This is a genomic window from Bacillus cereus group sp. BfR-BA-01347, from assembly GCF_022663835.1.
In the GTDB taxonomy this organism is placed as follows: Bacteria; Bacillota; Bacilli; order Bacillales; family Bacillaceae_G; genus Bacillus_A; species Bacillus_A thuringiensis_K.
On sequence record NZ_JAKUGG010000031.1, the window covers coordinates 36,085 to 56,300 of the forward strand.

The window sequence follows — 20,216 nt, forward strand, 5'->3', positions numbered from 1 at the left end:
TTTATACAATTTGAATTTTGTTTGGGAGGTAAAGATATATGGAGAAAAAGGAACTAACAGGTTTGAATGAACAATTAAATAAAATTTATGCGTCTATCCTTTTTTTTACAATATCCATTGTTGCCACTACACTTATAGATTATTTGATTGAGAAAACATTTATTCTTCCCAGCTGGTTTATAGTTGTTATTTATGCGGTTCCCTGGATTTTATTATTAATACAGATTTTATTAATTATTAGAGTTATAAAAATTAAAAGAGCTATGAGGAATTTATAACAAAATTGTTATTTAGTAGAGTTTCATCAAATTTGAATTTTATTAAGAAGGAGATGGAAATCATGAGAGAACGTGAAAATTGGGATGTATTATGTGAGGTTTGTGATAAAACGATTGAACGTGGAGTAGCAACAGAATCTGGTGATAATTACTGTGACTCGTGTTACAACAAATTATCATACAAATACAGGGCTAAATAAATTTGGAAAAGTGGAATAAAAACTACTAGGGGATCCATTGAATGTTCGAGATTTAATATAAAATCCTAATTTAAGAGAAAGGGAGAATAAAAGATGAAAACAATTAAGATTTTAGGTATGGGTGAAGTAGAAGCAGAGAAAAATGGAGTTTCTAGAGAAGAGTATTATAAAGCACTGGCCAACGTTTCGAACTGGCATGGATTAGCGCCGTATAAGGTAGATGAAGCTATCGGGGTTATGAAAAAGAGTTTGCATACTTGTCCAAAGTGTAATGCTTTTCTTCATGAAACTAACACAGATGGTAGAGCGCCAAGAACAGATACTAATAAGTTATTACCGTTTGAACAAGGGGGATATTGTTGCCAAGAGTGTGTAAAGAAGAAGGATTTAAGATATTTTGAATTTACTAAACATGAGTATTACGCGCTTGTAGTAATTAAAGAAAAAAATGAGGTTGCTGCACTAGAAAAATCGTTTGAATTATATGTGAAAGTTGTAGCTGGCGACAGTGTTAGACAGATTAAAAAAGAGGGATTTCCTGTAGAGATAGCGCATGAGCAGGCATGGGCTAAGTATATTAAAAATCATGGGAAGTCCGAAGTGAAAGAGAAAACTCACGAATTGTATAAACGATTTTATGATTGTGAAAATGAAGTTTTATTAATAGATGGGTGTTTAGGATGATCTTGAGACAAAGCATTATTTAATCAGATTTGAAAAAGGAGCGATGATAAATGATTAAGTTTGATGGAAAAGATGTACAAGTCGACAAGGAAATACAAAAGCAAGAAGGTATAAAAAGAATTGAGATTGTTTTAACGGAAAAAGGGGATGTACGCACTTTATCGTTAGAGCGTTATGCATTTGCTTGTTCAGGGGATAAGGGGCATACAGCGGAAGAGAATTTAATTCATGAAAGAACATACGGGAATCATTTGAGTTTAGAAGGAGCTGTTGAACATTTTTTCGATAGTTTTCCGGAAGAATGGAGGGGTATTGTAGATGATAAGGCTGAGAGTCTCGATGGAATAGAAGGTGCTTATGAAGGCGAGGTAATGATGGGAAATGGATTGAAATTAAAAGTGGAAATATTCTTTGCTGAGGATATAAAAGAATGTGATGACCCTTGGATATGTAAAGCGTATAAGGCATCTAAATAAAATTCTGAATGTTCAAACTTTAATTAAAGGGGGATTAGTAGTGGCGACAAGAATTTTTACAGTCAAGCATAGAACAGAGACAGAAAAAGGAATTAGAAAATTAATTAGAAAAGGAGTATCTGGATTACCAGGTTTTGAAAAGCAATTAGGTGTTTTAGATTTTTGTTGGGATATGGAAGTGATTGAAAACCCAAAAGAAAAACAATATATTCTTATGATTTCTGGATGTACAAGTGGAGTAACTGATTATGATAATGATGATCTTGAGGAAATTACAAAAGAGCAATTAAATACAATTTTGCCAATTGGAAAGGTATTGTTGTTTGCTGGTACGCATGAATTGGTTGAAAAAGCGGGATATAAGTTGGATAAAAGACACGGTAGTTTTTATGAAGTAAGGCTTGTTTCGTGATGGGAATCTATAAAAACATACCATTTAGTAGGTGTGTAGTTTTTATCTATTAAAGGGCTGTAAATCCGTAAACATTAGAAATTCTTATATAGATGTGTAGATGTTTATACTTTAATAAGTTGACAGTGAGGAAAAAGGCGAGAATGTATAAAAGTACAACAAAAAATATGGGTTTAAATAAATTACTCCCTCTTTTTATCAATTCACAGACTGTATAAATTCTAGGGATAATAACAGAAAAAACATATGATATAATAATATCTTATTTTTAAGATATGCATTTTTAAATATTTCTAGTCAATGTTTATAACTACATTGAGTGGAATGATTTCGTTTAAATATAAAGGAATGTTTTTTGAAAAACAAATGAGGGGAATTCGAAATGAAAGGGCGGATTTTCTAATGATGAAGGATATAAACATTACAGCATTAAGAGAAATAGTTGAGAAAAAAAGACAGGAAATGGTATGGTTAACGCAAAAATATAGACTTACATCGCCTGAGGTGGTACGAGCTAGTCAAGAGTTAGATAGATTACTAAATGTGTTAGGTAATAGAGAAAAAGTTTTGCAGGGTAATATAGCGTAATTGTTATAGAACCTTATATTCCCCCCTTAGTTTTTAAGGGGGGAATATAAGATTTTTTTGTATGTTTGACCTTGTCGATAAGCAGGGGATTCGGTTAGTATTCCTGTAATCTATGAGATTGCTAAATGCTTGAAATGACATGTAATTCCAATTTTGCTATGATTTTAATGTATATGAATAAAAGAATTGGAGGCGTTTGGATGGGGAGAAGTAAGTCGATGAGAGATGCATACTATAGAAGTTATGCAAATCCAAATAAGAAAATAGAAGTGAATTGTCATGATGTCACAAAGGATATGAAAAATCACGGGTCCTTTTATTGTATGGAGTGTGAGACACAAATGGTTCATGCAGGAGGAGAAAGCCCTTACTATAGATTACCTTCAAAAGATGCGGAGCATGATATGGACTGTGATAATTATCTTCCGGTTGATGAAACGTCAGGGCGGATTAGAAAGTTAGGGAAAAAGCTAAAAGTTCAATTAAAACCACCGTCTTTCCACGATAAAGAAAAAAGAAGTAATGATAAAGTTGGCATAAAAGGTGAGAAAGCGGCATCTAAAAATGTAAATCCGGTTAAATCGGGTCCGGTTAAAACGATAGAAGATCCTAACAAAGAAAAAACAGTTACCCTGGACAGTGCAGCAGATTTGCTTTATCACACTTCTTTTGATCGTCCTCACGATCATCGAAAGAATGTAATAAGAGAGTTGCTTCAAAATAAACAATTTTATTATCGCGGTACATATGATGCGTTACAGAAAGATTTTGAAGAGGGAATAGTAAGTCCTATAGTTTTTATTAAAGGACGGTTACACAAAAAACAATTTTTCACATTTGATGAATACGGGTATTTTGATATACAAGACCATTACAAGGATTATGGACCAATAGAGTTAAGGGTAGATTTAAACGGTGTCCCAGAACTGGAAAAACGTTTTAAGAAATTGACTTGGTTTATTAGAAGTGGAAAACAGTCTACAGAAGTAGTTGGAGTAATGGGGAAAGTTATTGGAGTTGAAGTGAAAGAGGATAAAACCTATATACACATTAGATGTTATGACATTGATGTAGAGCCTAAAGATTAAGTGATGAAAGATAAAAGAACATTCCGCAGTGTGTTAATGAGTCATTAGAAGAGAGGTTACAGTTTATTATTCTTCTAAAAATGTTGTACCTTACAACTGTATATGCTAAAATTGTTGTAAGGTACAACAACGTTTAGTGGTTGTGCTAAAGGAGGATTTTTATGGCGAAAACAACGAGATTAGTTCTAGAACATTTTCCGCAACTAGAAAAACATATACATGCGTATGAAAATTTATTTACAAGTCAACAAGCTTTTGAATCTTTAAATACAGAGGAGGAACGAGTGTTTTTAGAAATGATTTGGTTTTTTGAAAAACCAGAAGAAAATTCATTTGATATGAGGTTGTTATATAAATATTTAAATGATGAAAGATTAGTATTCGGCTTAGATTTATTGTCGCATTATTTTAAATATGACACCTATCTAATACGTAATGTAGACCATTCTTTGATATTGTCGGCAGAAGATTACGTAACGCAAAGTGAGTTTGGAAGATTATTGCAAGGGGAGGGGTTGAATTATAATCAACGAAAAATTGCCATGTACCGTAAACGTGGGAAATTTGTAAAAGAAGATGTAACTGTAGCGGGGGTTCCGTATTGGTCTAAGGATACAGTGCAAAAATATATTGATGAATTGCTAAGGAAAAATGTTATAGGGTATAAGGAAGATAAAACAGCAAGTTATACTGTTGATACACCTGTAGAATATGAAGAAGATAATAAAGGAGAAAAGAAGTAATTTAATGTTGTAGGAAGGGAGAAGGAGAAATGTTCGATCAATCAAAAAAATGTAATGTTAAAGGGTGCTCTGATAAAAAAGGGGAATTTATTTTATGGGATGAGGGTATGCCGTGGAGACATCTTCCGGAAGAAGAAGTTAATAAAATGACAGAAGTGTTCAAAAGTTTTTATGATATGCAGAATCCGAATAGACAACCCCGTGTTTACAAACAAAATTTAGCTAATTTTGACGTGCCAATCGTAACTAGAAAACCAAAGGAGTAATTGTATGGTTGTGGGTAGTTGCTTTTCTCTTTGGTGGGACGGTTTTATAAACTAGAGGGCTAACTAGGAGGGAATTATGAAATTTAAAAAAACGATTAGCAGTATATTAGTTGTTGTAGCGTTAATTGTTGGGTATAAACTAGATATAGTGGATTTTGCGGCAGCAAATGGAAGAACAGCGAGTGAAGTGAAAGAGGTTTTAAATGGAAGTGCAACAGGGGAAGTGAAAGAAGTTTTGCAACTGCCTTCTGACAGGTTCCCTGAAACAGCAGAACACATAAAAGATGCAATCAAAAATGGGAAAACGGATATCTGTACAATAGATCGTAAGGGTGCTTCAGAGAGAAGAAAACAGTCTTTAGCAAATGTACCTGTAAAGAAAGGATACGACCGCGACGAGTACCCGATGGCGATGTGTCAGGAAGGTGGAACAGGTGCTGATATTCGCTATATATCACCAGCTGATAATCGTGGGGCGGGATCTTATGTAGGTAGTAAAGTAAGTGATTTACCAGATGGAACAAAATTTAAAATTGTAGTGAAATAGAGGACAGACTTAATATGTTAGGTCTGTCTCTTTTTTTATTGACGCTTTATTTTTTTGGATGTAAGATTTAGTTGGTTAAATAAACCAAAATTGTAAGCGGAATGCGGTGTCTATTAAAACGAAAAGTGTTTGGGTACATATGGGGTGAAAGATTTCCTCCGCATCTATAGACTAAACAGTATTAAATTTGTATATTTGGATATTGTCCGCTGAACGTATAGGAGGAAAATGAATGCAGAAAAAAGTTAGACCTGTAGTAATTTCTATTTTAGGAGCTAGTTTATTGTTAGTAGGATGTAGTGGTGGGGAAGAAAAGGGTGCTGTAGCAAAGGCAAGTGATAAACCTTTAGAAAAACAAACTATCCATTTGCCATACATTACTGAAATCCCAACGATGGATGTTACAAAAGCTACAGATGGAGAATCTATGAATGTGATGCGTAATGTCTTTGAGGGGTTGTATACGTTTGGAAAAGGCAATAACCTTGTTCCTGGTGTGGCTAGGTCTTATGACGTTAGCGAAGATAAAAAAACGTACACGTTTCATCTGAGAGAGGATGCGAAGTGGTCTAATGGAACCCCTGTGACGGCAAAAGATTTTGAGTTTTCTTGGAAACGTGCAGTAAATCCAGATACCGCAGCGGAATATGCTTTTCTATTCTTTGATATAAAAAATGCAGAAGAAATCAATAAAAAAGAGTTGCCAGTAGAGCAATTAAGTGTGAAAGCTATTGATGATAAAACATTAGAAGTCCAATTGAAAAAGCCAGTACCTTATTTTGTGAGTTTAACAGCGTTTCCTACTTTTTTACCGATTAATCAAAGCTATTTTGAAGAACAAGGAAAACAATATGGTTTAGAAGCGAAACACATTATTTATAATGGGGCGTTTAAATTAGATAAGTGGAAGCATGAACAAAGTTTTCAATTACAAAAGAATCCGACTTATTGGGATGCTAAAACAGTGAAAATAGATGAGATTCATTTTGATATAGTGAAGGATAAAGCTACAGAGGTAAACTTATATGAAAGTGGCCAGATTGATCGTGTGGGGCTAACGGGTGAGTTTATCGATAAATATAAAGGTAGTAAGGAGTTCAAGCAAAGAGAAGAAGTGGCGGTTCAATTTTTACGATTAAATCAAAAAAATGAAGTGTTAAAAAATAAGTATGCGCGTCTAGCAATCAGTGAAGCAATGAATAAAAAGGGATTTGTAGAAACCTTGTTGAATAATGGATCTCGTCCGGCTTATGGATTGATTCCGGAAAACTTTGTAACGAGTCCAGAGGGTAAGGATTTCCGGAAGGAAAATGGAATTCTGGTAAATGATGATGTGAAAACAGCGAAAGAGAATTGGAAGAAGGCAAAACAGGAGTTAGGAAAAGAGAAAGTGACACTTGAAGTATTAACAAGTGATAATGCAGTTGCGAAGAAAAATGCAGAATACTTAAAGGGAGAACTAGAAAAGAATTTAGAAGGATTAACAGTGAATGTGAAGGCGCAGCCACGTCAGCAACAAATAAAATTATTGCTAAGTAGTGATTATGATATAGGTGTAGATGTATGGAGCCCAGATATTGCTGATCCGATTACATTTTTAGATTTATTCACGACAGACAGTACCTATAACTTTGATAAGTATTCAAATAAAGAGTACGATGACTTGATTTATAAAGTGAAAAACGATTTAGCAATTGATGAAAATGCACGATGGGAAGCTATGGAACAAGCGGAAAAAATCTTGTTGCAAGATGGAGCTGTAGCACCGTTCTATCAAATGGGGCGTTCGTACTTACAACGTTCCTCAATCAAAGGTATTGTGACGAATGATTTCGGCGGCGAAATTAACTTTAAATGGGCAGAAATAAAAAAATAAACGAGAAGATGAAAAGAGACAAGTTTTTAATAACATGTCTCTTTTTGATGATTATATAGTTTTGTAGCAAGATAAATAGAAAGCTTTTTTTGTTATTCATTCATAATTTTTTGTTCGCGATGTTCACAGAAAGAACACTGTCTTTCGTATAGAGCTGTGGACATTTCCGACCATGCGATGATGTTTCCGTCGTTAGGGCATTCTGACATGTACATGTCATTGTTAAGCATATCTAGTCCTAATGCTTTTAATTGTGATTCACTTAGAGCGGAAATATCTTTATCGATTGCTAGTTTTGCAGCACCGATGGCAGCTGGGTGAATTAAATTTTCTGTTTTTACGAGTTCCTCTAGATAGTCATAGAGGCCGTCGCTACCTGGATTTTCATTTTTGTAATCAGAGGCATCGCTTTTTAATCGTTCAATTAATAAACCTAATTCTGTGTTCGTTACCATAAAATAAACCTCCTAAATAATTCTATGCTCACGAAAATTATAACAAAATTTTCAAGGGGAGTATCAATTGAATATTCAACTTCGATTATTGGAAGTGAATTAGAAAGATAAGGTAAAACGTAAGGGGGAGTGAAAATGATAATAAGTATTATAGCGTGATTATGCTGCCTTGGTGAAGTGATCTGTAAGTATTGAATTCTTTTTTGTTATTATGTATACTAACTTTGAGTTTTTCTTATAGTAGGCAATTTTTCTTTCTATACAACAATCTAATTTTTTATTGTATGTTGTTATAAACAGGCTCTTATGTATTTTTACATAAGAGCCTGTTTGCATGTGTATCACTCTTTTATGTACAATAGAAGAAAAACATCTTATGAGATGGGGAGAGGAAAACCCATGTCCAACCAACAATTAGTGAATTTACGCATTGATTTCGCTTTTAAACAATTATTTGGTACAAGTGGAAATGAAGATATTCTAATTGCTTTTTTAAACGCAATGTTACGAGATTCTTTAGAATCACCGATTGTTTCGTTACAATTAGAAGATCCACACTTGCAACGAGAACATGAAGAAGATAAATTATCCATATTAGATATTTTAGTTACATTAGATACAGGTACAAAAGTAAATATTGAAATTCAGTTGAACAACGCTCACAACATGATTAAACGCAGTTTATATTACTGGGGAAGGCTGTACACATCCCAACTTCAAAAGGGAATGCCATATAGTTCTCTTCATAAAACAATTACGATTAATTTGTTGAATTTCGTTATGTTTCCTGAATATGAAGCATTTCATACAACAGGAATCCTATGGAATCAACAACAACAGAAGATATTGAGTGATGATATTGAAGTCCATATTGTGGAGATTCCAAAACTTATGCAACAGTGGCGGAATGAACAAGTAAATCCCTGGGAAGATTCATTTGTTCGTTGGTTATTATTACTTCCAGCGAATGAAGATGAACGATTAACCCAAACATTGGAGGATATTGCCATGAATCAAGATCCGATTTTACAAAAAGCAATGAATAAATGGGAGCGTATGAGTCAAGATTCTTCTTTCCGACAAGCGTATGAAGCAAGGGAAAAAGCTTTGATGGATGAGGCTGCAAAGTTTGCTCATGCAGAGCAGCAAGGAATTAAAAAAGGAATGGAAAAAGGGATAGAAGAAGGGAAAATGCAACTTATTCGTGGTATGCACAAAAATGGAATGCCAATAGAAGATATTGCAAAGTTTACAAATTTACACATAGAAGAAATACGAAGCATTTTACAAGTCTAAATGACTAAAAAATAACACCTACATTGTAGGTGTTATTTTTTAATGGCCACCGCCACCAGGGATATAATAGATTCCTGTCCCTGGATCAAGAAGATAATTGCTTGTATTTTTATTACTATAGTTAAAGTTCAATTTTATCATCTCCTTATAGAATGATCTTCACTACGTAATAAAATTATTGTTTAACAGGCTTTTCACAATATTTTTTTGCAATGGCACTTGCCATATCTATCGCACGTTGTAATACTGCCTGTTTAGATTTAGAATCTACAAGATCGAAACCAAATTCTTCGATAATCTCCCAATCATTAATTGCAACCAAACGGTATTTTTGAGGGATCAATTCATTTTCTGAAATTAAATGAAATGCGTATGATTCATCAAAACATAATAACTCAATTTTAAAGGTATTTAGTGTACTAGATTGACGGAACTGATAATACTCGACTGGATATAAATAATCCCCAGAATGATTATAATTGAAATCTTTAGAAAAGTTCAGTTCAAACACACCTTTCTGAATTTTTTTATAATTAAATTTTATAACATCCAAACAGAAAAATCTACATGGACATAAAGGAGCGAGTTATTAATCAAAATATATTTTATAAGTGATTGGATATCGCTTGTGTTGTTCAAAACTTAAAAGTTTTGAATAAGTAAGGGTGGTGTGATAAAATCAGTACATAGACCTGCATCAAAACTTATGGTCGAAAGTAACTGTAGAAAAGGTGAGATTTTGGTTAAATATGGATATGCTAGGGTAAGTACTTTGAACCAAGATTTGGAGGCTCAAATTCAAACGCTGACAAAAGAAGGTTGTGAGGAAGTTTACTCTGAAAAGTTTACAGGTACAAAATTTGATCGGCCAAAATTTCAAGAACTACTTTCAGTGCTAGAAACTGGCGATACACTTGTTGTAACGAAATTAGATCGTTTTGCACGTTCGGCTGAAAATGCTATTCAAACGATTAGAATGCTGTTTGAAAAAGGAGTAAAGGTTCATATACTCAATATGGGGGTAGTGGAAGATACACCCACGGGGAGATTGATGTTTAATATCATGAGTTCGTTTGCTGAATTTGAAAGGGATATGATTGTAGAACGTACGCAAGAAGGGAAAGCGATTGCGAAGTTGAATCCGGATTTTAAAGAAGGACGACCGAAGAAATATAATAAGAAGCAAATAGAACATGCACTTGATTTACTGAAAACGAAATCTTATAGGCAAGTAGAAGAAATGACAGGAATTAGTGTGAGTACCTTGCAGCGAGAAAAAAGGAAACGATCAGCAGAGAAAGAAAAAGAGTAATAATGTGTTTGTTGGAAAACGATAATTTAATTGATGCTAGGGGAATTTGTTATGAGTAAAAAATTCTGCTTAACTGAGGAAGAGGAAAAACAATTTAATCAATTTCTTGAAACGGATGAATTTGCAGAAGCGTTAGCGATTGCTTGGAGGTTTGGATCAAAACGGAAGGATAGCTTTACTATAAGAAATAAGCAAAAGTGGATTCCTGAACGCTTTCATCAATTAATCATTAGAAGTAACACAGTAAGATATAATGAGAGGTTGCGTGAAGAAAAAAGTGGTTTTTGGGAGGTAGGTATAAACATTAATCATCCATTTTTACAAAGAATAAAAGAAATGGGATGGACGCCAATTACAAAAGGAAATCGAGTATTTCCAAAAGGAAATTTTAATGAAAAGGTATTTGTTAGTATGTATATTCGCTTGCTGCATGAAATTGGTACTATGAGAGGGAAATATAAAAAAGGAATATATGTCCGACCTCGTTTGCGTATACATGGTTCTGTTGATGTATTAAATAACATTGTGCGTGTGTTACATAATGAGTTAGATGTTGGAATGAAGTGTATACAATCAGATCATAAAATACCGCAGGCGAAATTAGTTTATTATCAATCAAAGAAAGAAATCCCCAAGATTTTAGAATTTGCAGGAGCTGTAGAATCATTAGAAGAATTTCATCAATTAGAGTTAGGGTATGAAATTGAAAAAGCTTTAATAAAGGTATAAGTATAAGGTATTTACAATAACAGCAACTTTAAAGGAGGCACTAAATAGCATGAGGAAATTGAAACTGAATTCTGATACGTTTATATGGACATTTGGAATTGTTTTCTCTTTAGGTTATTCGTTTTGGGCATCTGGAAGGCCAGGTGATGAAGCTATAAGTGGATTAAAGACAATGTTTTCTTGGATGATGTTAACGTTTTTGGGGGTATTTATTATTTGGTGGCTTATATATTTATATTCTAATATTGTCCGAAAATATAAAAAATGACTGTTTACGAAGTGTCTAGGGCTTATCAAAAGGAGTGAAGTTATGCTATCTATTTTCCGGACGCTTGACATTCGATATTTGATTAATAGTTATGTGTGGGCGATTTTAATATTTTTCTTTTTGCAATGGACCGTACCAATGCATGAGATATACTTGAATGTTTTATTTGCAATTTCTGCTGTGTTTTTCCCTCTCACCAGGTTTCTGTTGCATGAAATCAAAAACGTTTTCTTTGGAGATATAGAAATTCAAATGACAATGAAAGTATGGGGATTGTATTTAGTTATTAAATTTTTTGTTTTTGTAGGATTTTATATTTTCACTTTAGTTTTTGCACCTTTGGGTTTTATGATTTTGTTGCTTCAACGATGGATCGCGGCGAGGTAAGTGAATATATTGTGATGTAAATCGTGTCGTTTATAGGGGGAAGTGGGAGACTTATTCAAATTAGAATAAGTCTTATTTGTTGTTTGGAGCGAAAAAAGTGCAAATCCTGCATTTTTTATAAAATGAAGTCGCCGAGATTGCGATTTTAAGGCGATTATTTTTTGATTTATGTATATTCCATCATTAAATCGCTTAAAATGCTCAATAAAAAAACACTTATTTTCAAGTACGTCAGGGAGAATGGAAATGATGAAAAATTTTGATTAAGGATAGTTAACCACAAACTTGTTGCATGATTTGAATTGAAATATCCTTGTTCCGCTTTAAGTGTATCTAGTTTCTGCTGATCTTGTTCTTGCAAATTTGATAAATGATCTATACGTCTGTTCATGTCTTTAATTATTTCTACGATACACCTTGGGGTCTTATGCAAAAAAATCATTCCTCCTTATTATACATTTCTTTGAAAATGATTTTTACATCCAAAAATCATTGTAATCAACTTTCTTTCCAGTTAATTTTCTTAAAGCTTTTATAATCTTACTTCCATTTTTTAATGATGGTTGAAAAGCATCTCCCTGGCATATTCTACTGATTGTACCCCTGTTAACTCCACTTTCCCTCACTATGTCTTGCTGTGAAAGCCCATTTTTATCAAGAAATTTGCCGAAACGTGACCGTGGTTTTCCTAGCCCAAACATCTTTTTTCTCTCCCTTAATTTCTTAATTGGTAACCATCTTGTCCAAAAATCAAACTTTCTATACTTCAGAAAACATTGAATAATGACCAAGCTATGCATAATAAGATGTATCAAGGTCGCTATCAAAATAGCTACCAAATTAATTAACTAAATGGCTATCAAAGTAATGCTATCAAGGTTTTAGGTTAAAAAAGCTACATGTAACCAGGTACTTAAAAGTTGTTTATAAAGGAGAGAGATGGATGAACAGCAAGATGACAACTGAAGAAACTTGTGAGTATTGTAAATGTCTCTTATCAGATTGGTTGTTTTGGAGATTCAATGGCAAGAAGTATTGTTCGGAATCTTGCGCAGAATACGATAAAGAGTAAAGGGGGAAGGTTCATGTTTGCACGTAAACAAGTAATCCCTTTTCGTTCCTTTTTGGATGGAACATACAAAAATAGAGAGCAACAAATACAAAAGTATAATTCTATTAGCCCATTGGCCTTTTTCCATATGTCAGATCAAATGATTAATACCTATATTGCAACAGGTGCAATAGGGGTTGTTTTAATTGGTTCGGTTTTATTAGAAAAATACCTGGTGCGGAAGGATTATATAGTAGCAGCTAAGTTTGTCAGTGATGGGGTTTTTCATGGGACACGAATAATTGGAATTTGTTTGATTGGTTACTTGCTTATTAGAACAGTCATAATGTTTTAGGAGGGGCTTATGAGGACTATAAAAGATTGGATGTATAAACGAAATCTAAAGTATCGACTTATAGAGGTATTTGAAAAAAGCGGTTTGTATACAGAACATCAAACGCGAGGTGGAAAAATGCCAATCTATCCCCAAATACATGATATCAACTATTCGAACGAAAGAACGCGATATGTATTTACAATTCCCAATGGATTAGACCCGCTTCAAATTGAGAAGAAGTGGTTTTGTTTTCAACAAATATTCGGACCAAATGTTGAGGTTGAGGGGAATATTAAAAAATTTGTATTGAATGTATTTCATACAAATGCTGGAATGCAGCCATATAGTTATAGTTATAAAATGTGGGAGCCATTATTAAAAAAATATCGTCTTCCTATAGTAGTAGGACGCGATCAATTCGGGAGCGTAATTGTATATGACATGGTGGATTCAAATACACCACACCTTTTAATTGCAGGGGAAACAGGAAGCGGTAAGAGTAGTATGGTACGGGTTGTACTATCTACACTTATTCAAATTATGCCTGCTGATAAATTACATTTGTATCTGGGAGACTTAAAAAATTCTGAATTTCATTTCTTACGGAGAGTACAGCACGTAAAACAAGTTTGTATGGAAGAAATGGAAATGGAAATTATGCTTCAAAAAGTTTGGAATGAGATAAGAGAACGAAGAAAAATCATGGAAGAATACGAAGTGGATCACATTGATGAATATAACAAATTGAATCCTGGTAATCAAAAGCCATATATCCTACTTGCTATTGATGAAGTGGCCATGTTGCAAGATGAAAAATCGTCTATGACTATAATCGAAAAAATATCAGCTGTCGGCCGATCGCTTGGAGTGTATCTTATGCTTAGTATGCAGAGACCAGATGCAAAGGTACTAGACGGTAAGTTAAAGCTAAATATGACGGTACGAATGGGATTTAAATGTGCTGATTCAATTAATAGCAATATTGTAGGTACACCTGGTTCAGAGCATTTGGAGCAATCTGGCCAAATGATTTTAAAGCTAAATGGATTAAAGAAAGTGCAAGCCCCGTATTTAGAATTGAGTAAGGCAAAAAAAATTGTTGAACCACATCGTATTTTAAAAGAGAATATAAAGCTTTACAATTCATTACAAGAAGAGACTCCTGTGTTTGGGGTGCTAGACTATGAAGAATAGAGATAAGGCAATCTTAAGTGATTTGAAACGTTTTAGATGTATGTCTAGGGATGATATTATTGATTTGCATTTTCAGGGGCTAAAAAACGGGGTGACTTGCTGTAACACAGTCATGAAAAGGTTAAGAAGGGATGGGCATGTCGATGTGGATGTGTCACGGCAGCCATACATTTATTTCCCGCAACCAAATACATTGCGAAAGACAAGTCAAAAGATTCCTCACTTCCTTTCGATTATAGACGTATATAAGCAACTTATAAAATATGAAAAGCCAAAATTATTTAAAGTGGAGCCGAAATATGGGAAAGGATTTATGGAACCAGATACATTTGTAATCTGGCGTAGATCCCCTTTTTTTATTGAGGTACAGAGATCCGTCTACAGTCACAAAATGATGGAAAGTAAAATAAAGCGATATGAATTATATTTTCATAGTGATAAGTGGAAGGAACAATCCTGGCAGCCTAAAGATACAAAAATTTTCCCTTCTATATTGATAATAACCGAGAAAATATATGAAGTCTCAAGTGTAAACTTCCGTATTTTTCAAATGGATTCTATAGATAATTTTTTAGAGCAGCTGAAGCCGAAAAAACATATCAAAATTCAAGTGGGTTCAAAACAATTATGACGAAAACAATGCCTATTTTAAATGTGTTTTTGTTCAAAAATTCAAAAAATAAATAAAAAGACTTGCAAGTCTAAAGGTAGTGTGAGAAAATAGACTTGTAAGGATGAATGATGACGAAAGGGGGAAGGGAAGATGTTAAATATTGAAGAGGGGATGAAAGGATTATTGGTTTGTGATACTTCAATGGAGGTTAAAGATGAACAGGTTTTTGCTGAAGTTATTAGTCTTCAACAAAGAAAAAAGGAAAAAGAAATAAAAAAATTAACTTCAGAACAAAAATTTAAGCTCCTTGCAATGAAAGTTATATGTAGCATATCTAAAGAGGATCTGGAAGGGATTTTTGAAAGGGGGTTATCAATAGATCAATTATTTACAGGGGTAGCAAATAGGTACTATAAAAATGAAAAAGCCATCCGCCGGTAAACAGATGACTGATATAGAAGGGAATGGATCAGATTCCCTTCTCCAATTATAACATAATAAAGGAGATAAAAAATATATGAACGAATTAGGGATTGCAAGATTTAAAGCTAATGTACAAGTAGGAGATACAATTTCTGTTAGTACGAGTGAAATTGGCTATGATGAAGAAAAATTGTCATATCATGGGGAAGTTGTAGAGATTAGAGATAAAGATTTTGTTATCTGTGAATCAGGAATTGAATACATCATTTCATATAAAAAAATCTATTGGCATTCTGCGGAATGAAAACACGGATATTTTTAAATTCCGGAAGCTAATATTGTTCGTTTTTAAGAAAGGAAAAGCAGCTGTTGTAGAAGGATTTCCTGGAGAAAAAACGGCAAACACGAATATTAATATGCGAAAGGTGGAAAAAGAAATGAAAATCTTTATATCTGATTGGCTTTCCCTTACAAGAGAGACAAAAATTAAATTACTTCGTCTTGCAATTTTGGAAACAAAACATCCCTCATTAAGAAAGTTTATGAATACAGGTTTATAATTGTTTATATAAGGGAGGGGGGACCCTCCTATTTTGAATTTAAATAAAGAGTGAAGGTGAAGTAATATGAAAGAAATTGAGAACTATATGTCGCCAGCTGAAGCAGCATATAAATGGGGCATTAAAAGAGACACATTAAAGAATAAATATAGCCCTTCTATGCTAAATGAAGAACAGAAAAGAGAATTGCAGGGAATGATTGATGAAGGATTGGTTAAATTCTTTTTACCTCCAAATGGTACAAGGAAAGACTGGATTATATCAAGGGCCGCAATGTTTAAATGGTTTGGAAATCCTAAAGTTGAAAATAAATAGTTGATTTTAAGAAAACATAAAAAAAACATACAGTCATTTCTAAGCATGACTGTATGTTTTTTTTATTAATAGAAAGGTTTTTTAGTATAATTTATCAAATTATAGAATATTTTGTAAAAATGTGTTTATATTCGATTCCATATATTGTATTATTGTTGTGAGAGATACCAGGCTAACTAGTGGAATATACATAATATCTCTGCTTTTTATATTATAAATAAATATGAATAGGAGAATGATAGTATGTTTAAAAAAAATCTAGGTAAATTAGGTGTAAGTGCTCTTGCTTTTGGAATTATGATCCCTTCAACAGCTGCGTTTGCAGAAGAATCAACTCCGGCTCCGGCTGTAAAGTATGAACAAAATAATGTAGCTAGTGAAACACAAAATCAAGAATTGAGTGTTGAAGTGTATGATAAAAACGATAACTTAGTTAAAGTTTATACAAAAGAAGAAATTGAAGCGTTTAATGCGCAATTCTCTGCTAATCCTATAGCGGCTTTCCAATATATTGATAATGTAAGTCCGTTAGCTTTAAATACAACATCTTTTGGTAAAGCACAATTTAGTAGTTCATTATGGATTAGAGGTGGAGCAACATTTAAAAAACCTCAGAGTGTTGCAGTAGAATCCCCTGGTACTACAAATGGCCTAGGGATTTATGTATATCATGAAGGATCTCAACAGGGAAGATATAAAGTAAATGGTTCCTTTACTGGGGGATTAAATATACCAATCGGTCATCTTACAAAAGATTATACTTATTATAGTCTTAAACTCGCTAATATGAGTGAATATGGTGGTACAATTACTTTAAGCGGCGGCACTGTTTTCCATCAATAAGATGATAAGCTAAAAGTTCTATTTACATGAAAGAAGAAATTTAAATATTGATTCCTCACAAATTATATATTAACAAAAGAAAACACTCATTTGAGTGTTTTCTTTTGTTAATAATTGTACGCTAAGACTACAAACCTTTACTATTACAGCATTCTTTAATGCTTAATATGTGTTCAGAAAGGTAAAGAGATTTTATTTATTTCCTGAACAAGACTGAAGTTTGGTCTTGTTTTTTTATTTGAATTTTTCTAAAAAAAGGAATATCCTTCATTATAAGAGATTCTAGGGAGGGCATAATATTGAATAATATAGGTAAAGAAATTCGTGAATTTAGAAAGACGTATAATCTAGCCAAAAAAGAGCTATGTAAAGGGATATGTCCAGTATCCCATTTAAATCTTATAGAAAATAATAAAGTTGAAGCCAAACCCGAAGTAATACAATTACTTTTAGAGCGAATAGAGGAATTTAAGTCTAATATTGAAATTAAGAATGATACGGTTCCGAATGAAAATATAGGAGAATTCTTTTTCAATGAGCGATTAAAGCATGGGATTACACAAGAAACCCTATGCTATGGAATATGTACGGTATCTTATTTAAGTAAAATTGAAAATAATAAACTGGCTCCAAGTTGGAATATTAAAAATTCGTTATATAAGAGATTAGAAGAAATTAAAAATAATACTAAAACAGTAGATTTAGAAATACTTGAATTAGAAAAGTTATATGATACTATGATTTCTTTTTTTGATAAGGGAAAAATTAATGAAGCTAAAAAGATGTTACATCGAGGATTGCGATCTACAAAAAATAAATATCCTAAATTATACTGTTTATTTTCCTATCAAAATCATTTGTATTTCGACCATGAAAATTTAAAAAGTTTTCTTGAAACAACAGCCATTCCTTTTTTCGAAAACGAGAAAGACAATAAACAATTATCCATATTTTATATTAATTTAGCGACCTGTTATCAAGAGGAAAATCAATTCGAAAAAGCTTGTCTATATTACAAAAAAGGCATCTCTTGTATAAAGATTGTTAAAAGTTTAAATATCATATCATCTCAAAAAAATGTTCAATTACAATTTTAACTTAGCAAATCTTTAGCGTACGAAAGTCATGTTTTGTTTGGCGAGACTCCTAATAGTTCTTTCATGGGGGGAAATACCTATTTTGCATCATGTGAAAGGAAGGAAATAAAAATCTATATCAAATTTTGATATAATAGAAAGAATATTTCATATAAAAATAGAATTACCGTAACATGATGAATACAACAGATTAAGAAAAATTGAGGAGGTTATTAAATGGGTAAGGGGAAAATTTTATGTGTGCCTTTATTATCACTCGCTTTATTGTGTTCCTGTCAGAGTGATGCAGAGGAACCAAAGAGTGAAGGTTCAAAAGTCATGGAGGCCGTTAACAAAACTGTAAATAAAAAATCTTTTGTTAGTGCTGCTATATGGGACGAGAATACAAGAAGATTAGATATAGAAATTGCTGATACTGAAGATTCATCTAAAGTAAAAAAAGAAATTAATAATCGATTGAAAAACCAAGGGATTAAGCCATATACAATCAATATAAAAGAACGAGATATGAAGATTGTGGAGAAAGAAAAAAGATGGAATAAAGTTACCGGTTCTATCTTGGGAAATATATTTACTAAAAATGAGTATAAGGGTTCTGAGATCCATCAAATGAATATTGAAGCTGAACAGCCATATGTTTTGACTATAAATACAAAAATTAGTAATGCTGATCCAGCAGCCAAAGACTTTGGGAAGAAATTAGAAAAAGAAATTACTGATCTGTTTAAAACAGAAGAAGTAAGCAAATGGATTGGAAATGATTCATACAAGATCGAAATTTATAGTAATGATAAACAAAAGATTAACTTATAAGATAAGAAATTGTATAAAAAACCAAGGAAATAGGCTATTTTTCATACAGTAGCAAAAATAAAAGTTTTTTATCTAGCACAGAGTAAATATTATCGCCGAGATTGTGATTTTAAGACGATTATTTTTTCTTTCATGTATAATCCATCGTTAAATGCCTTCTAGAGCTTAATAGGGAAACAACAAAAGAGTATTTCTTGTAGTGAAAAACAAGTAATGCTCTTTTTGTGTATGATGCAAAGTATAAGGATGAATTTTAATCATCTTCACCTAACAGAGTTAACTCACAATCTCCACATTTAATATTTACATGTGGCTTGGTGGATCGGACAATAAGATTGCATTTTGGACACGTCCATTTCCATGTGGTTTTCTTTGCTGCTGTTTGGAATTCTTCCATTTCTGGCTCAATGTTCATTTCTGGATCGCTTAGACCGGGTTCTTCGGGCTGTAGGTAACGGGGCATACGTCTAGATATGGTGAAAACGGATTGGTCTATATCCATTTTAGAAATAATGTCTTTTGTTTCTTGTGAAAGCTTTGCAAATGACCATCCGTACTTAGGATCTGGTTTATCGTTTTCATACTCAAACCCACTTTTTATAGCGCGTTCTTTAAAGTGTTTGTTATGATAGGTTTCATTTCTTGAACAGTCCTGGATATCGTGAACATTATTATACAAGTGCACCATTTCATGCATAAGAGTATCCATTGTTTCAAAGAAGTCGTAGTTTACATATTCTGCACTTATGTTGATTTCATATAGTTTAATTTCCCCTTTTTTATCGCTCCAAATGGGACGAACAGAACACCAACCCATACTTAACTTATTATGGCGTGACGTTTGAATTGTAATAGCTGGTGTGGGTAGTTTGTTTTCGAAAAACCTTTCGTTAAGTAGCTCAAAAGCTTTATGTAGTTCATGGGTAACTGCCTTAATAGTAGACATAGCTTCCTCCTTTTGAATAATATTATTCAAAAAATATCACTACAATGATTATAAGGGGTAGCACCACACATCCATCAACTTAAGAAAAGCAAATACCCCATGCCCATCAAGCTGAAATTCTGAGACATCTCCATAACGAGAATTTTACCTTTTTACAATTATTTATGAGAATTCGACTCATTTTTTTCGTTTTGGGGGACAATTAATTTCTTAAGTTGATGGTGATGTGGCGATACCCCATTAAAAAGACACCCAAAGATGCCTTCCTCCGACATGAACTATCCTGTATTAATGCCGTTCCGATTAGTATATAAAATTATAAAAATAATTTGATATACTTCCGTGTACCCTAGTTGATATAATGTATAAGGCAATTATTGGTTAATTAAAGATACATATATATTAGGAGGTACATAAGA

At 33.0% G+C, this 20,216-nt stretch carries 31 protein-coding genes; 26 read left to right on the plus strand and 5 right to left on the minus strand.

What is annotated here, in order from left to right; genetic code table 11:
• Positions 1-38: 38 nt before the first annotated feature.
• The 11 genes from MR143_RS28925 to MR143_RS28975 all read left to right on the plus strand — a co-directional run bounded on the left by MR143_RS28925 (position 39) and on the right by MR143_RS28975 (position 7,158).
• Entirely contained in the window at positions 39-278 is a 240-nt protein-coding gene (locus MR143_RS28925; RefSeq protein ID WP_098502029.1) for a hypothetical protein, read from the plus strand.
• A 62-nt stretch (positions 279-340) separates the two neighbouring features.
• Positions 341-478: a hypothetical protein gene (locus MR143_RS28930; RefSeq protein WP_242281144.1), complete on the plus strand. Its 138-nt coding sequence runs from the start codon at positions 341-343 to the stop codon at positions 476-478.
• A gap of 93 nt (positions 479-571) precedes the next feature.
• Positions 572-1,162 carry a hypothetical protein gene (locus MR143_RS28935; RefSeq protein WP_242281145.1) on the plus strand — a complete coding sequence of 197 codons (591 nt, stop codon included), beginning with the start codon at positions 572-574 and terminating at the stop codon, positions 1,160-1,162.
• A 50-nt stretch (positions 1,163-1,212) separates the two neighbouring features.
• Positions 1,213-1,638 (plus strand): hypothetical protein, encoded by a 426-nt coding sequence (locus tag MR143_RS33310; RefSeq protein ID WP_308218775.1) that lies wholly within the window; start codon positions 1,213-1,215, stop codon positions 1,636-1,638.
• Between the two features lie 40 nt (positions 1,639-1,678).
• Entirely contained in the window at positions 1,679-2,050 is a 372-nt protein-coding gene (locus MR143_RS28945; RefSeq protein ID WP_242281146.1) for a hypothetical protein, read from the plus strand.
• A gap of 402 nt (positions 2,051-2,452) precedes the next feature.
• Entirely contained in the window at positions 2,453-2,638 is a 186-nt protein-coding gene (locus MR143_RS28950) for an aspartyl-phosphate phosphatase Spo0E family protein (RefSeq protein WP_242281147.1), read from the plus strand.
• A gap of 200 nt (positions 2,639-2,838) precedes the next feature.
• Positions 2,839-3,726, plus strand: coding sequence for a hypothetical protein (locus MR143_RS28955; protein ID WP_242281148.1), 888 nt, complete (start codon positions 2,839-2,841; stop codon positions 3,724-3,726).
• Between the two features lie 161 nt (positions 3,727-3,887).
• A complete protein-coding gene (locus tag MR143_RS28960) occupies positions 3,888-4,469 on the plus strand; it encodes a hypothetical protein (protein ID WP_242281149.1) in 582 nt (193 codons plus the stop codon).
• A gap of 29 nt (positions 4,470-4,498) precedes the next feature.
• Complete coding sequence (locus MR143_RS28965; RefSeq protein ID WP_242281150.1) at positions 4,499-4,735, plus strand: hypothetical protein; 237 nt, start codon at positions 4,499-4,501, stop codon at positions 4,733-4,735.
• Positions 4,736-4,811: 76 nt separating this feature from the next.
• A complete protein-coding gene (locus tag MR143_RS28970; protein WP_242281151.1) occupies positions 4,812-5,282 on the plus strand; it encodes a NucA/NucB deoxyribonuclease domain-containing protein in 471 nt (156 codons plus the stop codon).
• 232 nt (positions 5,283-5,514) lie between these two features.
• Complete coding sequence (locus MR143_RS28975; protein WP_242281152.1) at positions 5,515-7,158, plus strand: peptide ABC transporter substrate-binding protein; 1,644 nt, start codon at positions 5,515-5,517, stop codon at positions 7,156-7,158.
• Positions 7,159-7,250: 92 nt separating this feature from the next.
• Here MR143_RS28975 and MR143_RS28980 read toward each other — a convergent pair whose 3' ends face one another.
• The gene (locus MR143_RS28980; protein ID WP_130067670.1) at positions 7,251-7,613 is read right to left on the minus strand and encodes a hypothetical protein; all 363 of its coding nucleotides are present in this window, start codon (positions 7,611-7,613) and stop codon (positions 7,251-7,253) included.
• A gap of 399 nt (positions 7,614-8,012) precedes the next feature.
• Between MR143_RS28980 and MR143_RS28985 the strand changes: the two genes are divergently transcribed.
• Positions 8,013-8,909, plus strand: coding sequence for an Rpn family recombination-promoting nuclease/putative transposase (locus MR143_RS28985; RefSeq protein ID WP_439846251.1), 897 nt, complete (start codon positions 8,013-8,015; stop codon positions 8,907-8,909).
• A gap of 175 nt (positions 8,910-9,084) precedes the next feature.
• Here the strand turns inward: MR143_RS28985 and MR143_RS28990 are convergent, their stop codons facing one another.
• Positions 9,085-9,420, minus strand: a complete 336-nt coding sequence (locus MR143_RS28990; RefSeq protein ID WP_242281171.1) for a hypothetical protein — start codon at positions 9,418-9,420, stop codon at positions 9,085-9,087.
• 195 nt (positions 9,421-9,615) lie between these two features.
• On the opposite strand from MR143_RS28990, the gene MR143_RS28995 reads away from it, so the two are divergent.
• From MR143_RS28995 to MR143_RS29005, 3 genes are read left to right on the plus strand one after another with little or no spacing between them, the layout of a single operon-like run.
• Positions 9,616-10,221 carry a recombinase family protein gene (locus tag MR143_RS28995; protein WP_242281172.1) on the plus strand — a complete coding sequence of 202 codons (606 nt, stop codon included), beginning with the start codon at positions 9,616-9,618 and terminating at the stop codon, positions 10,219-10,221.
• 51 nt (positions 10,222-10,272) lie between these two features.
• Positions 10,273-10,950 carry a hypothetical protein gene (locus tag MR143_RS29000; protein WP_242281154.1) on the plus strand — a complete coding sequence of 226 codons (678 nt, stop codon included), beginning with the start codon at positions 10,273-10,275 and terminating at the stop codon, positions 10,948-10,950.
• A 49-nt stretch (positions 10,951-10,999) separates the two neighbouring features.
• Positions 11,000-11,218 carry a hypothetical protein gene (locus MR143_RS29005; protein WP_242281155.1) on the plus strand — a complete coding sequence of 73 codons (219 nt, stop codon included), beginning with the start codon at positions 11,000-11,002 and terminating at the stop codon, positions 11,216-11,218.
• Between the two features lie 553 nt (positions 11,219-11,771).
• Here MR143_RS29005 and MR143_RS29010 read toward each other — a convergent pair.
• Positions 11,772-12,038, minus strand: a complete 267-nt coding sequence (locus tag MR143_RS29010; protein ID WP_242281156.1) for a hypothetical protein — start codon at positions 12,036-12,038, stop codon at positions 11,772-11,774.
• Between the two features lie 43 nt (positions 12,039-12,081).
• Positions 12,082-12,306, minus strand: a complete 225-nt coding sequence (locus MR143_RS29015; protein WP_130067683.1) for a helix-turn-helix transcriptional regulator — start codon at positions 12,304-12,306, stop codon at positions 12,082-12,084.
• Between the two features lie 242 nt (positions 12,307-12,548).
• On the opposite strand from MR143_RS29015, the gene MR143_RS29020 reads away from it, so the two are divergent.
• The 11 genes from MR143_RS29020 to MR143_RS29070 all read left to right on the plus strand — a co-directional run bounded on the left by MR143_RS29020 (position 12,549) and on the right by MR143_RS29070 (position 18,851).
• A complete protein-coding gene (locus tag MR143_RS29020; protein ID WP_242281157.1) occupies positions 12,549-12,677 on the plus strand; it encodes a hypothetical protein in 129 nt (42 codons plus the stop codon).
• Positions 12,678-12,690: 13 nt separating this feature from the next.
• Positions 12,691-13,011, plus strand: a complete 321-nt coding sequence (locus tag MR143_RS29025; protein WP_242281158.1) for a hypothetical protein — start codon at positions 12,691-12,693, stop codon at positions 13,009-13,011.
• 9 nt (positions 13,012-13,020) lie between these two features.
• Positions 13,021-14,187 carry an FtsK/SpoIIIE domain-containing protein gene (locus tag MR143_RS29030; protein ID WP_242281159.1) on the plus strand — a complete coding sequence of 389 codons (1,167 nt, stop codon included), beginning with the start codon at positions 13,021-13,023 and terminating at the stop codon, positions 14,185-14,187.
• Positions 14,177-14,818, plus strand: coding sequence for a replication-relaxation family protein (locus MR143_RS29035; RefSeq protein WP_242281160.1), 642 nt, complete (start codon positions 14,177-14,179; stop codon positions 14,816-14,818). Before MR143_RS29030 ends, MR143_RS29035 begins: the two co-directional genes overlap by 11 nt.
• A 132-nt stretch (positions 14,819-14,950) precedes the next feature.
• Positions 14,951-15,241, plus strand: a complete 291-nt coding sequence (locus MR143_RS29040) for a hypothetical protein (RefSeq protein ID WP_242281161.1) — start codon at positions 14,951-14,953, stop codon at positions 15,239-15,241.
• Between the two features lie 76 nt (positions 15,242-15,317).
• Complete coding sequence (locus MR143_RS29045) at positions 15,318-15,527, plus strand: hypothetical protein (RefSeq protein ID WP_242281162.1); 210 nt, start codon at positions 15,318-15,320, stop codon at positions 15,525-15,527.
• A gap of 34 nt (positions 15,528-15,561) precedes the next feature.
• Positions 15,562-15,783 carry a hypothetical protein gene (locus MR143_RS29050; RefSeq protein WP_242281173.1) on the plus strand — a complete coding sequence of 74 codons (222 nt, stop codon included), beginning with the start codon at positions 15,562-15,564 and terminating at the stop codon, positions 15,781-15,783.
• A gap of 66 nt (positions 15,784-15,849) precedes the next feature.
• On the plus strand, positions 15,850-16,098 hold the full coding sequence (locus tag MR143_RS29055; RefSeq protein ID WP_242281163.1) for a helix-turn-helix domain-containing protein: 249 nt from the start codon (positions 15,850-15,852) through the stop codon (positions 16,096-16,098).
• Between the two features lie 243 nt (positions 16,099-16,341).
• Positions 16,342-16,941, plus strand: a complete 600-nt coding sequence (locus MR143_RS29060) for a hypothetical protein (protein ID WP_242281164.1) — start codon at positions 16,342-16,344, stop codon at positions 16,939-16,941.
• A 299-nt stretch (positions 16,942-17,240) separates the two neighbouring features.
• Positions 17,241-18,038: an XRE family transcriptional regulator gene (locus MR143_RS29065; protein ID WP_242281165.1), complete on the plus strand. Its 798-nt coding sequence runs from the start codon at positions 17,241-17,243 to the stop codon at positions 18,036-18,038.
• A 216-nt stretch (positions 18,039-18,254) separates the two neighbouring features.
• On the plus strand, positions 18,255-18,851 hold the full coding sequence (locus tag MR143_RS29070) for a DUF4030 domain-containing protein (protein WP_242281166.1): 597 nt from the start codon (positions 18,255-18,257) through the stop codon (positions 18,849-18,851).
• Between the two features lie 253 nt (positions 18,852-19,104).
• On the opposite strand, the gene MR143_RS29075 is transcribed toward MR143_RS29070, so the two are convergent.
• Positions 19,105-19,797 (minus strand): SprT-like domain-containing protein, encoded by a 693-nt coding sequence (locus tag MR143_RS29075; protein WP_242281167.1) that lies wholly within the window; start codon positions 19,795-19,797, stop codon positions 19,105-19,107.
• Positions 19,798-20,216: the final 419 nt, after the last annotated feature.

Bases quoted from the DNA above. Each gene is read 5' to 3' on its own strand.
- MR143_RS29060 (WP_242281164.1), top strand. From the start codon at position 16,342: ATGTTTAAAAAAAATCTAGGTAAATTAGGTGTAAGTGCTCTTGCTTTT.
- MR143_RS28980 (WP_130067670.1), bottom strand. From the start codon at position 7,613: ATGGTAACGAACACAGAATTAGGTTTATTAATTGAACGATTAAAAAGC.
- MR143_RS29055 (WP_242281163.1), top strand. From the start codon at position 15,850: ATGAAAGAAATTGAGAACTATATGTCGCCAGCTGAAGCAGCATATAAA.
- MR143_RS28950 (WP_242281147.1), top strand. From the start codon at position 2,453: ATGATGAAGGATATAAACATTACAGCATTAAGAGAAATAGTTGAGAAA.
- MR143_RS28970 (WP_242281151.1), top strand. From the start codon at position 4,812: ATGAAATTTAAAAAAACGATTAGCAGTATATTAGTTGTTGTAGCGTTA.
- MR143_RS28925 (WP_098502029.1), top strand. From the start codon at position 39: ATGGAGAAAAAGGAACTAACAGGTTTGAATGAACAATTAAATAAAATT.
- MR143_RS28995 (WP_242281172.1), top strand. From the start codon at position 9,616: ATGGTCGAAAGTAACTGTAGAAAAGGTGAGATTTTGGTTAAATATGGA.
- MR143_RS28965 (WP_242281150.1), top strand. From the start codon at position 4,499: ATGTTCGATCAATCAAAAAAATGTAATGTTAAAGGGTGCTCTGATAAA.
- MR143_RS28930 (WP_242281144.1), top strand. From the start codon at position 341: ATGAGAGAACGTGAAAATTGGGATGTATTATGTGAGGTTTGTGATAAA.
- MR143_RS28975 (WP_242281152.1), top strand. From the start codon at position 5,515: ATGCAGAAAAAAGTTAGACCTGTAGTAATTTCTATTTTAGGAGCTAGT.
- MR143_RS29020 (WP_242281157.1), top strand. From the start codon at position 12,549: ATGAACAGCAAGATGACAACTGAAGAAACTTGTGAGTATTGTAAATGT.
- MR143_RS29025 (WP_242281158.1), top strand. From the start codon at position 12,691: ATGTTTGCACGTAAACAAGTAATCCCTTTTCGTTCCTTTTTGGATGGA.
- MR143_RS29005 (WP_242281155.1), top strand. From the start codon at position 11,000: ATGAGGAAATTGAAACTGAATTCTGATACGTTTATATGGACATTTGGA.
- MR143_RS28935 (WP_242281145.1), top strand. From the start codon at position 572: ATGAAAACAATTAAGATTTTAGGTATGGGTGAAGTAGAAGCAGAGAAA.
- MR143_RS29030 (WP_242281159.1), top strand. From the start codon at position 13,021: ATGAGGACTATAAAAGATTGGATGTATAAACGAAATCTAAAGTATCGA.
- MR143_RS29045 (WP_242281162.1), top strand. From the start codon at position 15,318: ATGAACGAATTAGGGATTGCAAGATTTAAAGCTAATGTACAAGTAGGA.
- MR143_RS28985 (WP_439846251.1), top strand. From the start codon at position 8,013: ATGTCCAACCAACAATTAGTGAATTTACGCATTGATTTCGCTTTTAAA.
- MR143_RS29015 (WP_130067683.1), bottom strand. From the start codon at position 12,306: ATGTTTGGGCTAGGAAAACCACGGTCACGTTTCGGCAAATTTCTTGAT.
- MR143_RS29075 (WP_242281167.1), bottom strand. From the start codon at position 19,797: ATGTCTACTATTAAGGCAGTTACCCATGAACTACATAAAGCTTTTGAG.
- MR143_RS29040 (WP_242281161.1), top strand. From the start codon at position 14,951: ATGTTAAATATTGAAGAGGGGATGAAAGGATTATTGGTTTGTGATACT.
- MR143_RS29035 (WP_242281160.1), top strand. From the start codon at position 14,177: ATGAAGAATAGAGATAAGGCAATCTTAAGTGATTTGAAACGTTTTAGA.
- MR143_RS28960 (WP_242281149.1), top strand. From the start codon at position 3,888: ATGGCGAAAACAACGAGATTAGTTCTAGAACATTTTCCGCAACTAGAA.
- MR143_RS29070 (WP_242281166.1), top strand. From the start codon at position 18,255: ATGGGTAAGGGGAAAATTTTATGTGTGCCTTTATTATCACTCGCTTTA.
- MR143_RS29000 (WP_242281154.1), top strand. From the start codon at position 10,273: ATGAGTAAAAAATTCTGCTTAACTGAGGAAGAGGAAAAACAATTTAAT.
- MR143_RS33310 (WP_308218775.1), top strand. From the start codon at position 1,213: ATGATTAAGTTTGATGGAAAAGATGTACAAGTCGACAAGGAAATACAA.
- MR143_RS28955 (WP_242281148.1), top strand. From the start codon at position 2,839: ATGGGGAGAAGTAAGTCGATGAGAGATGCATACTATAGAAGTTATGCA.